This is a genomic window from Rhodococcus sp. NPDC003382, assembly GCF_053589135.1.
The window spans coordinates 49,722-69,539 of sequence record NZ_JBSFRH010000004.1; the positions used below are offsets into that span (position 1 = coordinate 49,722).

At 67.2% G+C, this 19,818-nt stretch carries 12 protein-coding genes and 1 pseudogene; 10 read left to right on the top strand and 3 right to left on the bottom strand.

The genetic code is table 11. The features are described 5' to 3' along the window. Positions 1–107: 107 nt before the first annotated feature. The 5 genes from ACWDUD_RS04610 to ACWDUD_RS04630 all read left to right on the top strand — a co-directional run bounded on the left by ACWDUD_RS04610 (position 108) and on the right by ACWDUD_RS04630 (position 10,844). Entirely contained in the window at positions 108–3,806 is a 3,699-nt protein-coding gene (locus ACWDUD_RS04610; RefSeq protein WP_450108477.1) for a DUF6079 family protein, read from the top strand. Next, the gene (pglZ, locus tag ACWDUD_RS04615) at positions 3,803–6,460 is read left to right on the top strand and encodes a BREX-2 system phosphatase PglZ (protein ID WP_450108478.1); all 2,658 of its coding nucleotides are present in this window, start codon (positions 3,803–3,805) and stop codon (positions 6,458–6,460) included. The genes ACWDUD_RS04610 and pglZ overlap by 4 nt, the downstream gene beginning before the upstream one ends. Beyond that, a complete protein-coding gene (gene brxD, locus ACWDUD_RS04620) occupies positions 6,457–7,737 on the top strand; it encodes a BREX system ATP-binding protein BrxD (RefSeq protein WP_450108479.1) in 1,281 nt (426 codons plus the stop codon). The genes pglZ and brxD overlap by 4 nt, the downstream gene beginning before the upstream one ends. Before the next feature lie 191 nt (positions 7,738–7,928). Beyond that, on the top strand, positions 7,929–8,564 hold the full coding sequence (locus ACWDUD_RS04625) for a hypothetical protein (protein WP_450108480.1): 636 nt from the start codon (positions 7,929–7,931) through the stop codon (positions 8,562–8,564). 189 nt (positions 8,565–8,753) lie between these two features. Further along, positions 8,754–10,844: a DEAD/DEAH box helicase gene (locus ACWDUD_RS04630; RefSeq protein ID WP_450108481.1), complete on the top strand. Its 2,091-nt coding sequence runs from the start codon at positions 8,754–8,756 to the stop codon at positions 10,842–10,844. Between the two features lie 768 nt (positions 10,845–11,612). On the opposite strand, the gene ACWDUD_RS04635 is transcribed toward ACWDUD_RS04630, so the two are convergent. Together ACWDUD_RS04635 and ACWDUD_RS04640 are read right to left on the bottom strand one after the other, a co-directional pair. Beyond that, entirely contained in the window at positions 11,613–11,837 is a 225-nt protein-coding gene (locus ACWDUD_RS04635) for a DUF2945 domain-containing protein (RefSeq protein ID WP_450108482.1), read from the bottom strand. Next, on the bottom strand, positions 11,834–12,400 hold the full coding sequence (locus ACWDUD_RS04640; RefSeq protein ID WP_450108483.1) for a DUF488 domain-containing protein: 567 nt from the start codon (positions 12,398–12,400) through the stop codon (positions 11,834–11,836). The genes ACWDUD_RS04635 and ACWDUD_RS04640 overlap by 4 nt, the downstream gene beginning before the upstream one ends. An 89-nt stretch (positions 12,401–12,489) precedes the next feature. Here ACWDUD_RS04640 and ACWDUD_RS04645 point away from each other — a divergent pair, with 89 nt between their 5' ends. From ACWDUD_RS04645 to ACWDUD_RS04655, 3 genes are all read left to right on the top strand, one after another. Beyond that, positions 12,490–14,088, top strand: a complete 1,599-nt coding sequence (locus ACWDUD_RS04645; RefSeq protein ID WP_450108484.1) for an alpha/beta fold hydrolase — start codon at positions 12,490–12,492, stop codon at positions 14,086–14,088. 48 nt (positions 14,089–14,136) lie between these two features. Further along, a complete protein-coding gene (locus ACWDUD_RS04650) occupies positions 14,137–15,645 on the top strand; it encodes a protein adenylyltransferase SelO (protein ID WP_450108485.1) in 1,509 nt (502 codons plus the stop codon). A 211-nt stretch (positions 15,646–15,856) separates the two neighbouring features. Continuing rightward, positions 15,857–16,552 (top strand): IS30 family transposase, encoded by a 696-nt coding sequence (locus tag ACWDUD_RS04655; protein ID WP_450108486.1) that lies wholly within the window; start codon positions 15,857–15,859, stop codon positions 16,550–16,552. Here the strand turns inward: ACWDUD_RS04655 and ACWDUD_RS04660 are convergent. Then, complete coding sequence (locus ACWDUD_RS04660; RefSeq protein ID WP_248676135.1) at positions 16,540–17,757, bottom strand: IS110 family RNA-guided transposase; 1,218 nt, start codon at positions 17,755–17,757, stop codon at positions 16,540–16,542. The two genes, ACWDUD_RS04655 and ACWDUD_RS04660, sit on opposite strands and share 13 nt — an antisense overlap. Before the next feature lie 226 nt (positions 17,758–17,983). Between ACWDUD_RS04660 and ACWDUD_RS04665 the strand changes: the two are divergent. Continuing rightward, a pseudogene (locus ACWDUD_RS04665) lies at positions 17,984–18,274 on the top strand (IS30 family transposase); the annotation flags it as partial. 269 nt (positions 18,275–18,543) lie between these two features. Then, complete coding sequence (locus ACWDUD_RS04670) at positions 18,544–19,611, top strand: IS110 family RNA-guided transposase (protein ID WP_420754051.1); 1,068 nt, start codon at positions 18,544–18,546, stop codon at positions 19,609–19,611. The last annotated feature ends 207 nt before the right edge of the window (positions 19,612–19,818 follow it).

The window sequence follows — 19,818 nt, forward strand, 5'->3', positions numbered from 1 at the left end:
GGTGGGTGAGGCTCGGGCTGTCGCTGTTCTTTGGCAGGATGAACTCCGCAGCGACCCCGCTTCGGGGCCGCTGCGTCACGAGGACCACGAAGGAGGGCAGGGAAAGCGTGAGCATCCTGCTGCGGGACGTCATTGACATCCCCGAACGTATCGGCGCCGACGACTACGTGCTGCGGCTGACCGACAGCACCGATGACGATGCGCACATCCGCGACACCCTCGACGCCTACGTCCTCACCGACTCGCTCAAGGACAACTTCGCCTCCGCGATCGCCCTCATCGCCGACGCGATCAAGAAGAACACCTCCCGTGGCGCGTACCTCGCCGGCTCGTTCGGTTCCGGTAAGTCGCACTTCATGGCCGTGCTCTACGCGCTGCTCGGCAACCATCCGGCGCTGCGCGTCGATCGGTTCCGCGACCTCACCGGCCGCTACGACGGCGAACTCGCCGGCAAGAAGATCCTGCGCCTCACGTACCACCTCATCGGTGCGAAATCCCTCGAACAGGCCATCTTCCAGGGGTACGTGCGTCAGATCGCCCGGCTGCACCCGGAAGCGCCGTTGCCGGCCCTGCACGTCTCGGATTCCCTGCTCGCCGACGCCGAGAACCTGCGCGAACGCATCGGCGACGAGCAGTTCCTCGCCGGCCTCGGCGGCGACTCGGACACCGCGGCCGACGACGGCTGGGGAGGGGTGCTCAGCGACGGCTGGACTGTCGACCGCTACCAGAGTGCCCTGGCCGCACCGGCCGAGAGCGAACTGCGGAAGGAACTGGTCTCCGCGCTGGTGCGCAGCTACTTCTCGTCCTTCGTCGAACAGGCTGACTACATCGACATCGACCGCGGCCTTGCCGTGTTGTCCGAGCACGCCAAGTCCCTCGGCTACGACGCGGTGGTGCTGTTCCTCGACGAGCTGATCCTGTGGCTGATCTTCTCGGTCCGCAGCAACGAGTTCTTCGGCCGCGAATCGCAGAAGATCACCAAACTCGTCGAGGCCGCTGGCAACCCGCGACCCATCCCGCTGATCTCGTTCATCTCCCGCCAGATGGACCTGCGCAAATGGCTCGCCGATGCCGGCGCATCCGGCTCCGAACAGGAAGCGACCGACCGTGCCCTGCAGTACCAGCAGGGCCGGTTCCGCACCATCGAACTCGGCAACGACAACCTCGCCGAGGTCGCGAACGTTCGATTGCTGCAGCCCAAGGACGACCAGGCGCGGCAGGTCCTCGACGACGCGTTCCGTGCGGTCACCCGCAGCCCCGAGGTGTGGGACGTGCTGCGCGACTCGATGAACACCACCGAGGACTATCGCGGCGCCTCCGAACATGAATTCCGGCTCACCTACCCGTTCTCGCCGGCGCTCGTGGCGACCCTGCGGGAACTGGCATCGGTGATGCAGCGCGACCGCACCGCCCTGAAGGTCATGCAGCGCATGCTCGTCGAACGGCGCGACACACTCACCACCGCCGACCTCATTCCCGTCGGCGACGCCTTCGGCCCCATCGTCGACGGTGAAGACCCCATCGACGGCGTCGCCGGCACCCTGTTCACCGCCGCCGCCAACCTCTACAAGGACAAGCTGCTGCCGTTGCTGCTCGCCCGCCATCAGGTGACCGCTGAGCAGCTCGAAACGGACCCCGAGTCGGTGCCTGCTGGGTTCCGCGCACACGACCGCATCGCCAAGACGCTCTTGCTCTCGGCGATCGCCCCCAAGGTTCCGGCGCTGCGCGACCTCACCGCATCCCGCCTCGCCGCCCTCAACCACGGCTCGATCAAGACCCGCATGAAGGGCGGCGAAGCCCGCGTCGTCCTCGGCGTCGTCCGGGAATGGGCCAAGGACGTCCCCGAGATCACCGTCTCCGAGGGCACCAACCCGATCATCCGGGTGCAGCTCGCCAACGTCGACTACAACTCGGTGCTCGAACGCATCCGCGGAGAAGACAACCTCGGCAAACGCAAGGTGCTCATCCGCACCCTCGTGCACAAGGCGCTCGGCGTCGACAGCAAGCAGGACGACCTCGCCGGTGGCGCCACCCGCACAGTGATCTGGCGCGGATCCCGCCGCGAGGTCGACGTCGTGTTCGGCAACGTCCGCGACGCCTCATCGGTGCCCGAACAGAACTTCGACAACCGTCCCGGCACGTGGCGGCTCGTCGTCGACTACCCGTTCGACGAACAGAACTTCTCCGCCGCCGACGACATCGCCCGCATCGACAGGCTCCTCGCCGACGGCGACCGCCACACCATCGTGTGGCTGCCGAAATTCTTCTCCGATGAAGCACTGCAGGACCTTGCACTACTGGTCAAGCTCGACTGGTTGTTCACCGGCACCGGCGACCGCTGGCAGGAGAACACCGATCACCTGTCCCCGTCGGATCGCGCGCAGGCCCGAGGCATCCTCGAAAACCTGTACCGCGGCACGCTCCACTCGTTCGAGCGGCTCCTCGAACAGGCCTACGGCATCGAGGCGCCGGACCCGAAGCGATTCATCGACGACCCGGGCCACACCGAGATCCTCGTCTCGCTCAGCAAGGATTTCAGCCCCAAGCTTCCGACCGCGCTGAACCTTGAGGATGCGTTCGACAAGGTCGTCGACCAGGCATTCGCCGCGCTGTATCCGAACCACCCGCAGTACCCGAGCCCGAGCGAGGAGATCACCGCCCGCCACTACGAGGTCGTCCGCGGTTTCGTCGAGCAGGCCGTGGCCGACCGGCAGGGCCGGGTCCCGACTGCAGGTCCCGAACGTAAGGTCGCGCAGCGTGTCGCCGGTCCGCTGAAGGTCGGCAAGGCCACCGAGGACCACTTCCTCTTCGGGGAGGACACCTTCGCGTTCTGGGCCGGGGAACTCGACCGTGCCGCGGCCGACACCGATCGCGTCACCGTCGGCGTGCTGCAACGCCGTATCGACGCGGTCAGCCCGGCGTGGGGGCTGCGGCCCGAGGCCCGCGACCTGATCGTCGCGGCCTGGGCGCTGCTCCGCAAACGAGCCTGGTTCGAAGCCGGATCCCCGGTCCCGGCACCGACACTGGGGCGGATGCGCGAGAGCATCGAACTGCGCGCCGAGGAACTGCCCGAGCAGAAGGCCTGGGACGCCGCTCGACTCGCCGCCACCCAGCTGTTCGGCTACACCATCCCGCGCACCTATCTCACCGGCGCGAACGTCGCCGACTTCGCCCAGCAGGTGCGGATCAAGGCGGGGGAGCGGACTTCGGAGCTGCGGCAACTGGTGGAACGGCTCGCAGATGCACACCGCGTGCTGGGCCTGGATACCACGACGACCGACCGACTCGGCGCCGCTCGTGCTCTCCTCGAATTCCTCGAAAAGATGGCAGTGACATCCGGAAACGTCGCGCTCATCGATTTGCTGGCTACGGTTGAGCTACCGGTGGAACTACCGACCGCAGGGAATCTGCGTTCCGAAGCCGGACAGGACGCAGCGGCGCTGCGTACCTTCCAGTGGAAGCTGGTCGGGAGTCTCCTCGACGGTGCCGAAACCGGTGGCGAGCGAGGCGAATCCGCGCGCGTCATTCTGAAGAAGCTGCGCGAGCTGGTCGCGACCCCTGGTACATCGCTATCGGCGGAACTCAACGATTCGGAAACCCGCCTGGTGGAGTGGGTGGTCGGGAACAATCCGCCTCCGCCTCCGCCTCCGCCGCCGCCACTTCCGCCGGGCAAGAAAGTGAACACCGATCCGGACACCGTGATCCTCCTCGATGAGGAGCGCGCAGTCGCTGCTGTCACAGAAAGGCTGCGCAAGGAATTCGCCAAACACGGGCCGGGTCTGCGCGTGAAGTGGTGGGTCGAGTGAGCACCCTCACCGCGACCCGCCCCATCATCGCAGCCAAGCTCGCGAAAGCCGTCGAGAAGCGGTACCGGAACGGAGTCCTCGGGCTGCGCGCCACCCCGAAATGGGACGGTGGCACGTTCGTACACGACGGCGTGCCCGTCACGGTCGTGCCGTGCCCGTCGACTTTCGCGGTGTGGGAGGCGCTCGAACAGCGCAACCACGATGAGTGGCTCGTCGTGCTCACTCCCATCGAGGAATCGGACCTCGGCGTCGGGGTGCTCGCGCATTTCCTCGACGGCCGCCTCATCAGCCCCGACCCGTGGGATGCGTTGCGGTCCATGTTCTCGGCGACCACCGTCGAACCCGCCCTCTACCGGGTGGCCAACGATCGTGCTCTCGCGATGGGGTTGCTCGCCGCGATCCCCACGGCCGCGGTCACTCCCGCGCCGGGCGGGGTCCTCACCCGCGCGCACGCGATGTCAGCCGTTGCGCGTGGCGCGCTGGCGATGACCGACGACCCCGCTACCGAGGTCGACACCCTCGTCGTCCTCGAATGGAGTCGCCGGCCCGGCGTCACCGCCGAATTCGACCGGCTGCGCACCGACGGCGGCGCCGAACTCGTCGCCGCGACCACCGCGTGGATCGCTGAACGCGCCGGACGTCTCGCCAAACCTGTTGCCGCACTGCTCAAAGGCCAGCGCATCGCCGACCTGGTCCCGCTCGGGTTGCTCGCCGGCCTGTTCACCGATCCCGGCAGCGACCTCGCCCGCGGTCTGTTTCTCGGTCGTTACGGGCTGACCGGTCTTTCGAACGAGGACCTGGCCGCCTGGCACGACGACTCGTCCGGCCTCGTGATCGGCACTCTCACCGACAGCGAAAGACGCGCCGTACTCGATTCCGCGGCCACGCATGCGCGTGAACTCGGAATCGACGGTCTCGCGGGCCGCTCCGAACTGCTCCCACAGGGCCTTACCGCCCGACTCGACGCGCTTGCCAACGCCATCGAGGTGGCTCTTCCCGGTGACCCCGAGTTCGGACCGAAACAAGGCGGACTCGACAGCGTCGAGTCGGCGTGGCAGCAGACGCTCCGGCACCTGTCCGCGCGTACCTCGTCGTCCTACCGGGCCGCCGAAGCCGCCGTGCGGTTGCTGCGCTGGCTCGCCGTCGACACCCCTTCCACCGGCGGCCTGGACGCTCACGCCCGGCGATACGTCGACGGGGACGGCTGGGTCGACGCCGCCCTGGCCGCCGCGCACCGCGGTACCGACCATCGCGCGCTCGCCGACGCCATCACCCGTGTCATCGACCTCGTCACGGCGCGTCGTCGCGGACACGACCGCCGGTTCGCCGCGGTGCTCGCCGATACGCCGCAGCCCACCGGGCCGGTCGTCGAACAGCTGCTGCGCACCGTCGTGCTGCCACTGGCGAAAGCCCGACCCACGTTGCTGGTCGTCGTCGACGCACTGTCGATCGCTGCGTCCACCGATATCGCCGCCGCCGCAGCCGAAACCGGATGGAGCGAAGCCGCGGTGCTCGGCAACTCCCGTCGAACCGCCGCGCTGGCGGTGCTGCCCACACTCACGCAACGAAGCCGCTGCTCGCTGCTGACCGGTGACCTGCGCGAAGGCAACGACGCAGCCGAACGTGCCGGATTTCTCGACGCGCTGCGCGCGGCGGGACTCGAAGCAGCACCCGGCCGTGTCGACCCGATCTTCCACAAGAAGGCGCTCGACACCGTGCCCGCGGGCGCGGACCTGGCCACCGAAGTCGCCAACGCGATCGCCGACACCGCCGGCCGGCCGCTCGTCGCGGCGGTGCTCAATTTCGTCGACGACACCCTTCACCACACCGATCCGGGCGGAACCGATTGGGGCCTCGGCACCATCACCCATCTGCGGGCGTTGTTGCAGGCCGCGCAGCGCGCCGGGCGCGCAGTGATCGTCACGTCCGATCACGGCCACATCATCGAACGGCGCACCAGCGCCAAACGTGACCGCGCGAACCTCTACGGCCAGCGTGCACACGGCGACCTCGCGCACGTCGAGGACGGGGAGATCGTGGTCCGCGGCCCGCGGGTGCTGACCGACAGCAACACGGTGGTGCTCGCGGTCGACGAGACCGTCCGCTACGGGCCGGTGAACGCCGGCTACCACGGCGGAGCCGCACCCGCCGAAGTGCTCGTGCCGGTACTCGCATTCCACACCGGGGAACGCCCGGCCACCCTCACCGAGCTCGATCCCGTCGAACCGCGGTGGTGGTACGCCCCCGTGCAGATCGCAGCACCCGGTGAGACGCCGGTGGCGCCTGCACCCGCGAAACAGGCGGCGCCCACCCTGTTCGACGCCGACGATCCGGCCCCCGTCACCGTGAACCTCGCCAACCAGGTGATCGCGACCGCGGTATTCGCCGACCAGAAGCGGCTTGCCGGACGAATAGTGGTGGAGCCCGAGCAGATCCGGGCGCTGCTTACCGCGCTGCTCGCGGCACCGGCCCGAGAACTGACCACCCAACAGGCCGCGAGCCTGCTCGGCATCGCCCCGGCCCGAGTCGGCGGTGCGCTGCTACAGATCAAGCGGGTGCTCGACGTCGAAGGCTACGAGGTGCTTCTGCTCGACGGCGGTGTCGTCGGGCTCGACGAAGCGGCATTGCGGGAGCAGTTCGGGATCGGCTCGTGACAGCGCCGGTTTCGCCGCGTCGACGCCGGGAGATCCTCGACGCGCTGCGCCGCGGCACCGTCCCGTCCAACGGTCTCGACCAGTTGGCCGTCGGGCTGGGACGTTTCGAAACCGAACTCGACACGGAACTGTCGGTGGTCGCCGGGGGCGGCGCCATGTTCAAGGCGGTGCGCGGCGATTACGGCTCCGGCAAGACGTTCTTCGCCCGCTGGCTCGCCGACCGCGCCATGAAGCGCGGGTTCGCGGTCGCGGAGGTGCAGATCAACGAGATCGACACGCCGCTGCACAAACTCGAAACGGTGTATCGGCGCAGCATCGAGTCGCTGCGCACCGCATCGGTCCCGCCGTCCGCGCTGCGACCGATCCTCGACGCGTGGCTGTTCACCATCGAGGACGACGCCGCGCAGCAGGGCGTGACCGTCGACGACCTGCTCGAACGCCGCCTCGCCGACGTCGCCACCCGAGCACCGGTGTTCCCCATGGCAATCCGCGCGTACCGGCGGATGCTCGCCGACGGCGACAACGATGGGGCCGACGGCCTCGTGGCGTGGCTCGGTGGGCAACCGCACGTGGCGGCGGCGGTCAAACGCCGCGCCGGCATCAAGGGCGACCTCGATCATTTCCTCGCCCTCGGCTTTCTCCGTGGACTGCTCGCGGTGCTCGCCGACGCCGGCAACGCCGGGCTGCTGCTGGTGCTCGACGAGGTCGAAACGCTGCAACGTGTCCGGTCCGATGCCCGCGCGAAGGCATTGAACGCGTTGCGGCAACTCGTCGACGAGGTACACGACGGGCACTTCCCAGGCCTGTACCTGCTCATCACCGGAACCCCCGCGTTCTTCGAGGGCCGACAGGGCATCCAGTTGCTGCCGCCGCTCGCGGACCGGTTGCACACCGACTTCTCCCGCGACCCGCGCTTCGACAACCCCCGCGCACCGCAACTGCGCCTCACCGGCTTCGATCTGGACCGGCTCGTCGAACTAGGTGGACGGGTACGCGAATTGTTCTGCAGCGGAATCGACTCTGCAGAGCGGGTCCGCGCAACCGCCGACGACGAATTCCTGCGCCGCTTCGCTGCCGCGGTCGCCGGGGGGCTCGGCGGACGGGTCGGGATCGCGCCACGACTCTTCCTGCGGAAACTCGTCGACGTGCTCGACGTCATCGAACTGCACCCGGACTTCGACCCGTACACCGACTACGACGTGAAGATTGCTGCATCGGAGATGTCCGCAGCCGAGCGGGAGGCAGTCAGCGCCGACGACGTCGAATTGGATCTGTGACCTAACCGTGTGACGATTTGCGACCGAGACTGCCGATTGCATCACCCTCGGAACTCCGTGATCCTGAACGTCCGAATCCGCCGACGAATCGTCATTGAGGTTTCACCTGAATCGACAGCGCTGCTGCGTAGCCAGGGAAAGCGGACTAGGTTAAGGATTGGCGCGAGCGATGCCGGGTAGGCTGCGACTCGATGAGTAATCCTCGATATCCAAGTAGCGCGCGTGCGCTGAAAGACGACGCGCTCCGTGTGCAGCGGATACAGCAAGCGAAAGAGGCGCCGTCCGTTGTAGAGCTGAATCGATTGGTGTGGCGCATCAGCCAACGCGAGCACCGCACCGATCGTCTTCCTTACCTCGATCCGACTTACGGCGGTGTGGATGCGGATGTCATCCTGTTGCTCAAGGCTCCACAGGCGGATGCAGATCCGAATCGAGGCCCTTCCCGATTGATCTCGCTGGACAACGACGACAGGGTGGCCGCCACGTTGTTCGATCTGTTCCGTGAACTGGAGATCGACCGGCGTCGGTGTGTGGCTTGGAACATCTGCCCGTTCCAGATCCGCCGATTCGATCCGGACGACGATGAGCTCGCTAGAGGACGAGAATACTTCCGGGCCTTCGTCGAGCTGATTCACCATCCGAAGTCCGTTCTTGTGCTGGGTGCGAAGGTTCAAGACGGCTGGAGAGCCCACTCGTTCGGTGCTGTCACGCCGGCGACACGGGTTGTCTTCGGACCCTCGCCGTCGCCGCCAGGCATCGACCGGCCCGGCCGCCGCGATGAACTCCGTGCCGCGTTGATAGACGCGTTCGAGTTGACCACTCGATGATTACTGCAGCCACGTCTCAGCTCTGAGTAGATCCGACGAATTGATTTCGCTCATTGGCTCTCTGTCATTCCGTCCGGGCATCACGCCAGCGCACGCGCCAGCAAACATCCGAGGTGAAGTTGCCTCGTCTTCCCGGACCACGAATGATCGACGGGTGCCCGACCACAACGCGACCGAACGGCTCGATTCGTGACCGACGACGCCTTCGCTCTCCTGCATCCGGGAGTTCAGTACCACCTCGCGAACACCCTGCGCTGGAACGGGCTCCGACCAACCCAGGCAGCCGCGGTCGCGCCGATCCTTGCGGGCGAGGACGCGCTCGTGCTCGCTCCGACCGCCGGCGGCAAAACCGAAGCCGCCGCATTCCCGCTGCTGTCGGCGATGGCCGAGCAGGACTGGCAGGGCGTGTCCGTCCTGTACGTGTGCCCACTGCGCGCGCTACTGAACAACCTGCAGCCACGCCTGCACGACTACGCCCAATGGCTCGGCCGCACCGCGGCGGTGTGGCACGGCGATGTCGGACAATCCGCGCGGCAGAAGATCCTGCGGGAGCGCCCTGACATTCTGCTCACCACCCCCGAATCGCTCGAAGCAATGCTGGTGTCCACCAAGGTGGATCCGCGGGTCTTGTTCTCCGGTCTGCGCGCCGTCGTCGTCGATGAGGTGCACGCGTTCGCCGGCGACGATCGTGGCTGGCACCTGCTCGCGGTCCTCGAACGGCTGGCGCGCGTCGCAGGGCGAGACATTCAGCGCATCGGGCTGTCCGCCACCGTCGGCAACCCGGACGAGTTGTTGTCCTGGCTGCAAGGTGGATTCAGCAGGCGCGCCAAGCGGGTTGTTGCACCCGTCGTCGACGGTCCCGCGGCCGCGCCGGACATCACCGTCGACTACGTCGGATCCGTCGCCAATGCTGCGACCGTCATCGCGTCCCTACACCAGGGGGAGAAACGCCTGGTATTCGTCGACTCCCGTCGCCGCGCCGAGGAACTCGGCGCAGCGCTCCGCGAACGCGGCGTGACGACCTTCCTCTCGCACTCGTCGCTGTCCGCAGCCGAACGCCGTCAGTCCGAAGCCGCATTCGCCGAAGCGCGTGACACCGTCATCGTCGCCACCTCCACCCTCGAACTCGGCATCGACGTCGGCGACCTCGACCGCGTCATCCAGATCGGGGCGCCCCGCGCCGTCGCGTCCTTCCTGCAACGACTCGGCCGCACCGGTCGCCGCGCGGGCACGACCCGCAACTGCCTTTTCCTGTGCCTCGACGACGAACAGGAACTGCTCGCGCTCGGCATGTTGGATCGCTGGGCGCGCGGCTGGGTCGAGCCGATCGTTCCGCCTCCTTCGCCGCGGCACATTGTCGCGCAACAGTTGATGGCGCTGTGTCTGCAGGAACACCGGATCGGTGTCGCGACGTGGCGCGACTGGTGGGGGAGTCTGCCGATCTTCGACGACACCGCCGACGATATCCTGCAGTTCCTCTGTGCCGAAGGCTATTTCGAACGCGACAGTGGATTTCTGCACATCGGGCCGGAAGCCGAGCGGCGATTCGGACGGCGCTACTTCTCCGACCTGACCGCTGTGTTCAGCGCGCCACCGGAATTCACGGTGCTCGCCGGGCGTAACGAGGTCGGCACCATCGGTACCGACCTGTTGGTGGAGGAGGTCGACGGTCCGCGTGTGCTCCTGCTCGGTGGTCGATCGTGGAAGGTCACGCACGTGGACTGGCCACGGCGGCGCTGCTTCGTCGAACCTGTCGACTCCGGTGGGAAAGCGAAGTGGTCGGGGCTCGGCGGTGGCGTGTCCTACGCGATCGCGCAGGGCATGCGGTGTGTGCTGCTCGGTGAGACGCCGCCGGGCGTCACCCTGACCCGCCGCGCGCAGGCCACTCTCGTGGAGCTGCGGGCCGGGTACACACCCGCGATCGATCCGGATGCGGCCGTGGTCGCGTTGCCGTCCGAAGGCACCGGACGGTGGTGGACCTGGGCCGGCACCGCCGCGAATCGAACGTTGCAGGCGTCCCTGCCGACGCTGGTCGATCCTCGGCAGCGCATCGACGAGAAGTCGCTGCGTCTGCTGCCGGGCATCGGTCCGCGTGACGTGGCTGCGGCGGTCGCGAACGTCGCCTGGCGGGCGCCCGAGGTTGCGGCGAGCGCGGTGTCGGGCCTGAAGTTCTCCGCGGCGCTGCCGCCGGGTCTGGCGCAGCACACCCTTGCCGAGCGACTCGGCGACGAAGCCGGTGCCCGCGCCGCCGCCGAGGAGCCGAGGCGGATCCACCGGTAGTGAGCGTCGATGCAGCAGCGAATTCGCTGATGGGGTTGTCGACTGTGCACATCTTGTCGCGGCACGGCAGCAGGGCGCGACGACACGATGTGCACACCCATCGGAGGGTGTCACCGCGTTCGTGACGTCGGCCGGGCTGCGTCCGCGAGCGCGGGCTGCGTCTGTAAGGGGGACACGCGGTCACGAGCGTCCGACGGGGACGACCCGGGCCGGTGTCCGAATCCGGAGAAGTGACGACAATGTCTACCATCCGAGTTCAGCTTGCGCTCAACGTCGAAGGACGTGGCAACGGCGATCGCGTTCTACTCGACTCTGTTCGGGGTGCCGCCGCACAAGCAGCCCGCCGGATACGCCAACTTCGTGGTCGACGACCCGCCATTGAAGACGGTGCTGGTCGGAAAACCGTGTACGAGAGTACTTGAACCATTTCGGGGTCGAGGTGCAGACATCCGGGGACGTCTCTGCAGCGTTCGCGCGGTTCCGGGGTGCCGGCCTGACTACGACGGCGGACGAGAAGGATCTGCGCAGCGGTGTGGGGCGCCGCGATGGACAGCGCGCTACACCGGCGTGGATCGGGTGACGACGGTACTGCCCCACAGCCACATCCGGGCCCGGTCAGCGCTACGGCAGCGGGACCACCGAGGTGGGAGCGGCGAGAGCCGCCAGGGCGAGCACACCGACCGGTTCGGTGGGCAGATGCGGCGCGGCCGGCCTCGGCCGATCGATACGCGAGACCTGGAGGTGTTCGACGCCGCCCTGCAGGACGAGCTACCCGGCGCCGTCCGCGAGTTTGGTCAGCGCGGAACCCTTGTGGGCGGCGACGTGATCGGTCTTGTCGCTGGCGATCTCGTATTGGGGCTCGTCCTCGGTGGCGTGACGGGTGTGCCCCTTGTACTCGAAGTCCTTCGTGTGAACCTTCGTGATCGTGCCGGAGACCCGGCCCGCCTCGGAATTCCAGCCGACGTGGTCGCCGACCGCGAACTTCTCGCTCATGCGGTGTCTCCTGTCGTCTGCGGGTAGGTCACGACGCCGTCGGGACTCACCGACGGTGCCGCACCCCACTGTCCCAGCTCGTGCCGCCTCGGAGCGGCGTCGGTCATCAGGTGTACGACCGTCCATCCCCGCGCCGTCAGGACGTTCGCGATCAGCAGGCGGTGACAGCGCCAGGGCATCGGCTCGCCGCACATGATCGCGACGTGCCGGTCCGAGGCGAGGCCGGTGAGCCGCGCGAGCCCGGCCTCGAAGGCGGGCGTGAGCGTGTAGTCCGCGTAGTTCTTGAAAGCGGCGTTCCGCCACCCGGCGTTGAGGGCAGGGTCGACGTCCCTCTGCTTCGGGCGCCGGCCGCCGAGCTCGGCCAGGTGCAGGTATCCGATGCCGGCGCCGTCGAGCCAGGCCGGCATCGCGTCGGCGTCGAACTGCGGGCTCCGGCGCGAGCCCGGCATCTTGCGCACGTCGACAAGTAATTCGATATCCGCCGAGGTGAGCGTGTCGAGCACGACGGCGGGCGGGCAGGTCCAATGGCCGATCGTCCACAACGTGCCGGGACCAGCGCTCATGCTGTGCGTCCTTCTCTCCGAACGGTCGCGTACCTCGACCGTATCCGGCGCCCTTGCGAAGCTTCAGCGAACGGGCGCACCCTCAACGGATGGCACTCGCACCGGGCATCGGGATCGCGGGAGCGGCAGCGGCCGCCATCTACGCCGGCGTGATACGTCCTCGACTCGTGCGATGGGGAGCCACCGAGGACGAGATCACCGGACCGTTCCCCGGCGCCGAGCTGGTTCCCGACGGCGAGCGATCGGGAGCCATGGCCATCACCATCGACGCCCCGCCCGAACAGGTGTGGCCGTGGCTGGTGCAGATGGGCTGGGACCGGGGCGGCTGGTACTCGTGGGATCACCTGGACAACGCGGGCCGTCCGAGCGCGAGCCGGGTTCATCCGGAGTGGCAGGACCTCCGGTGCGGAGACACCCTCCGATACTGGGCGCCCGGCGCGGGTCCCGGAGACGCATACACCGTCGCGACGATGGAGGAGAACCGGTTCCTCGGTCTCCACGGGCTGAGCGATCTACGCGGCCGAACTCTCGACCCTCGTCAACCCCGCCCCGCCACCTACATCGAAGGATCGTGGGGCTTTCTGCTGAAGGACCTTCCCGGTCGGCGCACACGCCTGCTGATCAGCGGATATCAGGCGGGCCGTCCGCGCTGGGTCGCCCGTTTCGTGTATTTCTGGGTCTTCCCGCCGATGGTGTGGATCATGCAGGCCCGCATGTTGCGCGTTCTGAAACGCAACATCGAACGTGCCGCCCGGACATCGGAGCCTCCGACGGACGCGGTTGCGCCCCGCGGAGATCTCCTTCGTCCACGCGGGTGGGCCGGGCTGCGCCGCGTTCGGCCCGGCCGTATCCTGATTCGGGACACCCACCTGTATGTCGACGTCGTCGGGCAGGGCCCTCCGCTGCTGATCATGCATGGTGGCCCGTCCGCGGATCTGTGGACGATGCAGTCGCTGCGGGCGTGCGCGGATCGGTTCACGCTCGTGTTCTACGACCATCGCTGCAACGGTCGCTCGGTCGGTGCGCCCGTCGAATCGATGACCTGGGAGAACCTGACCGCGGACGCCGACGGCCTGCGTGAGCACCTCGGATTCGAGCGGTGGGCGGTGCTCGGACACTCGTTCGGCGGGCAGGTCGCGCTCGAATACGCGCTGCGCTACCCCGACCGCGTCTCGCAGCTCGTCCTGCTCGACACCAGCGCCGACAGCCGGTGGGAACGGCAGAACGCCGCCGAGGTCGTGCTCGAACGCGGCTACAGTCGCGCGGACGCCGACTTGGTGCGGCGCTGGTTCACGGGCGAGTTCACCCCGCGTGAGTACTACCCGATCTTCGCGCGGATCGGGCGTGCGTACTTCCACCACTACAGTCTCGGCGTCCTGGCTCGCGAACTCGCCGCCGGAGCGTGGCGCTCGCGACCCCGGCCCGAGCCGCTCATCTTCGCCGGTCGCCACCTGCTGAAGGGGTGGTCGGTCCTCGACCGGCTCGGCGAGATCAGGGTCCCCACCTTGGTTCTCGGCGGCCGCGACGACTTCGTCTTCCCACCGGCATGCCAACACGAGCTCGCGACCGGCATCCCCGGCTCGACGCTGCGGATCATCGAGCACGCCGGGCACAATCCCCACGACGAACAGCCGGCGCAGGTTGTGCAGGCGATCGACGACTTCCTCGGTGCACATGCACCGACCTGACGGTCGTGCGCGCGGCGCACCGCACGGCGGGGTGGCTAGGCTCGGGGGATGGCGACGATCCCGGATTTCCCGACAGGCACGAGCACCGCGGTGTCCGGCCTCGAGAGCACGTTCGTCGACGAGATGGGCGGGTTGGCAGTGCCGTGGCAGGGCGCCGAGGTACCAGACCCGAAGCTGCTCGTGCTCAACGAGGACCTCGCGGCGTCGCTGGGGTTGGACGCGGCCTCCCTGCGAACCGACGACGGTGTCGCCGTGCTGGCCGGCTCCGCGGTGCCGGTCGGGGCGAAGCCGGTCGCGATGGCCTATGCCGGTCACCAGTTCGGTGGGTACGCCCCGCTCCTCGGGGACGGACGGGCGTTGCTGCTCGGCGAACTCGTCGACGCTGACGGTCGGCGCGCGGATCTGCATCTGAAGGGTTCGGGGCCCACGCCGTTCTCCCGCGGCGGCGACGGCTTCGCGGTGGTCGGGCCGATGCTGCGCGAGTACCTGGTGAGCGAGGCGATGTATGCGCTCGGGATCCCCACCACCCGGTCGCTGTCGGTGGTGGCGACCGGCCGGCCGGTCTACCGTGACGGCGTCGAACCCGGTGCCGTGCTCGCGCGCGTCGCGTCCAGTCACCTGAGGGTGGGTACCTTCGAGTTCGCGGTCCGTCAGCGCGAGGTCGTGCAGTCGCTCGCCGACTACGCGATCGCCCGCCACTATCCGGAGCTCACCTCCCTGCCGGAGCAGGGGGAGGACGGTCGGTACCTGGCCTTCTTCCAGGCGGTGGTCGAGGCGCAGGCGTCGCTGGTGGCGCGGTGGATGCTGGTGGGCTTCGTACACGGGGTGATGAACACCGACAACACGACCATCTCCGGCGAGACCATCGACTACGGTCCGTGCGCCTTCCTCGACGGGTTCGACCCGGCGGCGGTGTTCAGTTCCATCGACCACACCGGTCGCTACGCGTTCGGGAACCAGCCGCGCGTCCTGAAGTGGAATCTGGCGCGCCTCGCGGAAACCTTGCTGACACTGGTCGATTCCGAGCCGAACGACGCGATCGCCGCGATCACCGCCGTCCTCGACACCTTCGACGAACGGTACGAGAACCACTACACGGCGGGGATGGCCGCGAAACTCGGCTTCACGGGCGGGTCCGTGGATCGGGCGCTCATCGACGACCTGCTGACCCTGCTGGCCGGCCACGGCGCCGACTGGACGGGCACCTTCCGCGCTCTCGCGGACGAACTGCGTGGGGATCCGGCGCCGCTCGACCGACTCGTACCGCGCGAGCACATCGGGCCGTGGCTGGAACGCTGGCGAAATGCCTTGCAGCAGCAGGGCCGTGGACCGTCGGAGGCGGCGGACGCGATGGACCGCGTGAACCCGCTCTACATCCCGCGCAACCATCGGCTCGACGCAGCCCTGCGAGCCGCGACCGGCGGCGACCTCGCGCCCTTCGAGAAGCTGCTCGAGGTCGTGACGCATCCGTTCGACCGCCGTGACGAGTGGTCCGAGTACACCGAGCCTGCCCCGCAATCGTTCACCGAGAGCTTCCGGACATTCTGCGGCACGTGATCCGGGACGCGAGGCAGCGGCACAGGCTTTCGAGTGTGCACATCTTGTCGCGAAACGCCGCTTGGATTCAGGTAGCCAACGCAACACCCCTGGATGAAGGGGTGCAGACGTGGCAAGAAGGATTCCGTGGGAGACCCGAGCCGAAGCGTACCGAGGACTGGTCCGTGGAAGCTCCACCGTGACGTTGGGTGACACTCTGGGGGTGTCGAGGATGACGGTGGACAGGTGGGCGGCGAGCGCAGGTCTGGATCTGAACATGGGGGCGGTGGGCGGGGTGACCCCGCTTCCGGTCGACGCCGAACCCCCGCAGACGCCTGGTAGGTCATATCGACGATTGACCTTGGCGGATCGATCGTTCATCCAGGCCGCGTTGACGCTGCCGGAACCGTTGTCGATGCGCCGGATCGCTGCCGAACTCGGGGTGTCGGTATCGACCGTCTCGAGGGAGGTGCGGGCGCACAGTGTCACGGACTGGGGTGAACAACGCTACAGCGCCGATATCGCCCACTACCGGGCGTTGCGTGACCGACCGCGCTCCCGGACACGCAAGCTCGACGACCTGGAATTGCGCGGTCACGTAATCGATCTGTTGAACTTGAAGTACTCGCCCGAGCAGGTCGCGGCGGAGCTGAAGATCATGTTCCCGGATCGGAAGGAGATGCACATCTCGCACGAGTCGATCTACCAGGAACTCTATGTTCAGGGACGAGGTGCGCTGCGGCACGAGTTGACCGTGGTCAAGGCGCTGCGGACCGGGCGGAGCAAGCGGATGCCGCGATCGAAACTGCCGGCGCGCAACACCAGGCCGTGGCTGGACGGGGCTCGGCTCAGCGATCGTCCCGCGGAGGTGACCGACCGTGCGGTGCCGGGGCATTGGGAATCTCAATGCTGTTGTCAAGCAGCTTGAGCGAGGTTGACCGGGTCCGGCTCCTGGTAGTGGGTGCGGTCGCGCAGCATCGCCCACAAGGTAGCGATTCGTCGGCGTGCAAGCGCGATCAATGCCTGCTTGTGACTCTTACCCTCGGAACGTTTGCGGTCGTAGAACCTGCGTGAGGACGGACTGCTCTTCAGACTCGACAGCGCGGCGAGGTAGCAGGTGCGCATCAAACGCCGATTGAAGCGACGGGGCCGGTGGTGGTTGCCGCTGATCCTGCCCGAGTCGCGGGGAGCAGGAGCCACCCCGGCCACCGAGGCGAGCCGGTCGGCGGTTCCGAATGCGCTCAGATCACCGCCGGTGTTGGCCAGGAAGGTCGCCGCCAGCACGGTGCCGAAGCCGGGCATGCTGGTCAAGATCTCGGCGTCACGGTGCGCGGCGAACCGTTCGGTGATCGTTGCATCGATCTCGGCGATCTCCAGGTCGAGTGCCGTGATCTTGGCTGCCATGCGTGCTACGAGCGCTGCACCCGTCGGCTGGGTGCGCAACGTGGTGTCCTGGGCGTGCGCGGCGGCGACCGCCTTGGCCGCCATCTGAGAACTGTTGCGGCAGCCGCGTTTGCGCAGCCACGTCGCGAGCCGGCTTTCGCCCATGCGTCGGATGGCCTCTGCTGTCTGGAATCCACTCAACAGGACCAACGGCGCCTTCTTGGAGTAGTCGAAGGCCGCTTCGAGAGCGGGAAAGTACTCCAGCAGCAGTGCCCGCAGGCGATTGATCATCCGGACCCGGTCGTAGATCAAGTCCGTGCGATGCGAGGTGAGCAGTCGCAGATCGGTGCTGATCTGGTCGGCGGCTCGGACAGGCCCAAGATCCCTGCGCATGCGGGCCTGGTCGGCGATGATCCGTGCGTCCTTCGCGTCGGTCTTGCCGTCCCCGCGATAGGTCGCTGCGGCGTGGTGCACGATCCGCCCGGGAATGTAGAGCACCTGCTGGCCGTGTGCTTCGAGCAAGGCGAGCAACAGCGCCGGCCCACCGGTGTTCAGGTCGGTGGCCCAGACCACGGGATCGCCGTTCGCCGTGGCGAGCACTGCCGCGATCAGGTCGAGGAGGGCACTTTCGTCGTTGACGATCCTCTTGGACAACACCACGGATCCTGCTGCGTCGATCGCGACGCAGTGATGGGCGCGTTTCCCGGCGTCGATGCCTACCCATAGTTCGCTCACGAAGTCCCTCCCCATCGTCGTCCCTACTGGGCGTCTCCTTGCCTGACAGCCGCGCCGGCACGTCCTTACCCAACGATCGGTGCGCGAGTCTCAATGAGCGGTCGAGCTGGCAGTAGGACAGCGGGTGGCCATTCCCAGTGAGCCGTCGTTGCGGCAGGGCGATCTCAGCCATACCCGCTGTCCCAAGGAGAGCGATCAGGACCTTATGTCCGGACCCTGATGTCGCCCACCGCTACAACGTAAGGAAGGTGATCTCGTTGTGGGGCCAGATAATTCGGGCTTGGTTACGTTGGTGGAGCGGTCGAGTCGGTATGTGTTGATCGGGCATCTGCCCGGACGGCGGGACAGTGCCACGGTGATCGATGTGCTTGCCCGGATGATCGCGGGATTGCCGGAGGATCTGGTGCGCACGATCACCTGGGACCAGGGGCAGGAGATGGCGCAGCATGCGATGTTCACTGTGGCGACGGGCTGCCGGGTCTTCTTCTGCGATCCGCACTCTCCGTGGCGGCGGGGGACCAATGAGAACACTGTGAGTATTTGAGGTGGCCCAGTCGGGCTGATCGGTCAAGCTGGTATTAGCGATCTGGGGTGACTCCCGAGAATACTGGCCACGTCTGCGTGTGCCCTGCGTTTGACATGTCCCTTCGGATTGCCGACACCGGCTTGGCCCACTTGTCTTGGCTTGATCAGGAGCTTGTCCGCCGATGAGGCGTGACCCCTCACAGTGCTGCCGCGACACGTGACTTCTTCCCAGGCCGGTGCCGACCACGATCGCCGACGAAATGGAAGGCAACCGTAATGACCATGCTCGCAGAAGAATACGATTTCGTCATCGGAGGAGACCCCGACCGCGACACTATCGACCTCGCTGTACTCGACACCGCCACCGGCGGCGTCCACGCGCACCTTGTGGAATCTGCGGATGGCGCCGGCTACGCCCGCATACTGGACTGGGCACGCCAGCGCGCACCTGGTCGACGGATCTGGGCGCTCGAAGGGACCGGGAGCTTCGCCGCCGGACTGTCCGACGTATTGGCGCAGGCCGGTGAGGATGTCACCGAAGTCGGCAGCCTCAAAAGAGCTCGCGGCGCGAAGAATGATCGCCTCGACGCGATCCGCGCGGCACACAGTGCGCTGGCGCGTGAGCACCAGGGCAGTCCCCGAGCACGCGGACTTCGGGAAGCGATCCGCACCCTGACTGCCACCCGCGAAGGGGTTCTCGTCAGTCGAACCAAGGCCATCAACGAGCTCAAAAGTCTGATCGTCGCCGCCCCCGAACACCTACGCGCCACTCTGCGCGGACTTTCGCTGACCAAACAACTATCCCGCATCGAATCGTCGACCACGACGACAACGGCCACCGTCGAACACCGCGTCACGGTACTGACGTTGCAGTCGATCACAGCCCGTATCCGTTTTCTCACAGGTCAACTCGACGAACTCGATCCGGAGCTGGGCCGTCTGCTGCAGCAGCATCCTGCGGGGCCGGCGTTGCTTGCGCAACCGGGCGTCGGCCCCGTGGTAGCTGCTCGACTGTTGCTCAGTTGGTCCCATCCGGGGCGGGTCCGCAACGAGGCAGCGTTCGCCTCGCTCGCCGGTGTCGCCCCACTCGAGGCCAGTAGTGGGCAGCGAAGTCGGCACCGACTCAACCGAGGCGGCGACCGTGCTCTGAACCGGGCACTGCACACCGTCGCGATCACCCGGTTGCGATGTCACCCGCAGAGTCGTGCCTACGAAGCTCGCCGAACCCTGGAAGGTAAGACACACCGCGACATTCGACGCTGCCTCAAACGAACCCTCGCAAGAAAGCTCTACCGCGTGATGGAGTCCGCTACCAGAGATGCCAACAACCACATCTCTGGTTGACAAACATAGGAGCGTCGAACGGGTTGATTCGTGACTTCTATCCCAAGGGCACGAACTTCGGTGAGATCGCCGAGGAGGATCTCACCGAAGTTCAGCGGCTGCTCAATATCCGTCCGCGGAAGACACTCGGGTGGAAGAAGCCCTGTAATGTGCTTTCGGATTTGATCGCGGGTGTTGCGTTGGCCTCCTGAATCCGCCCCGAGGCGG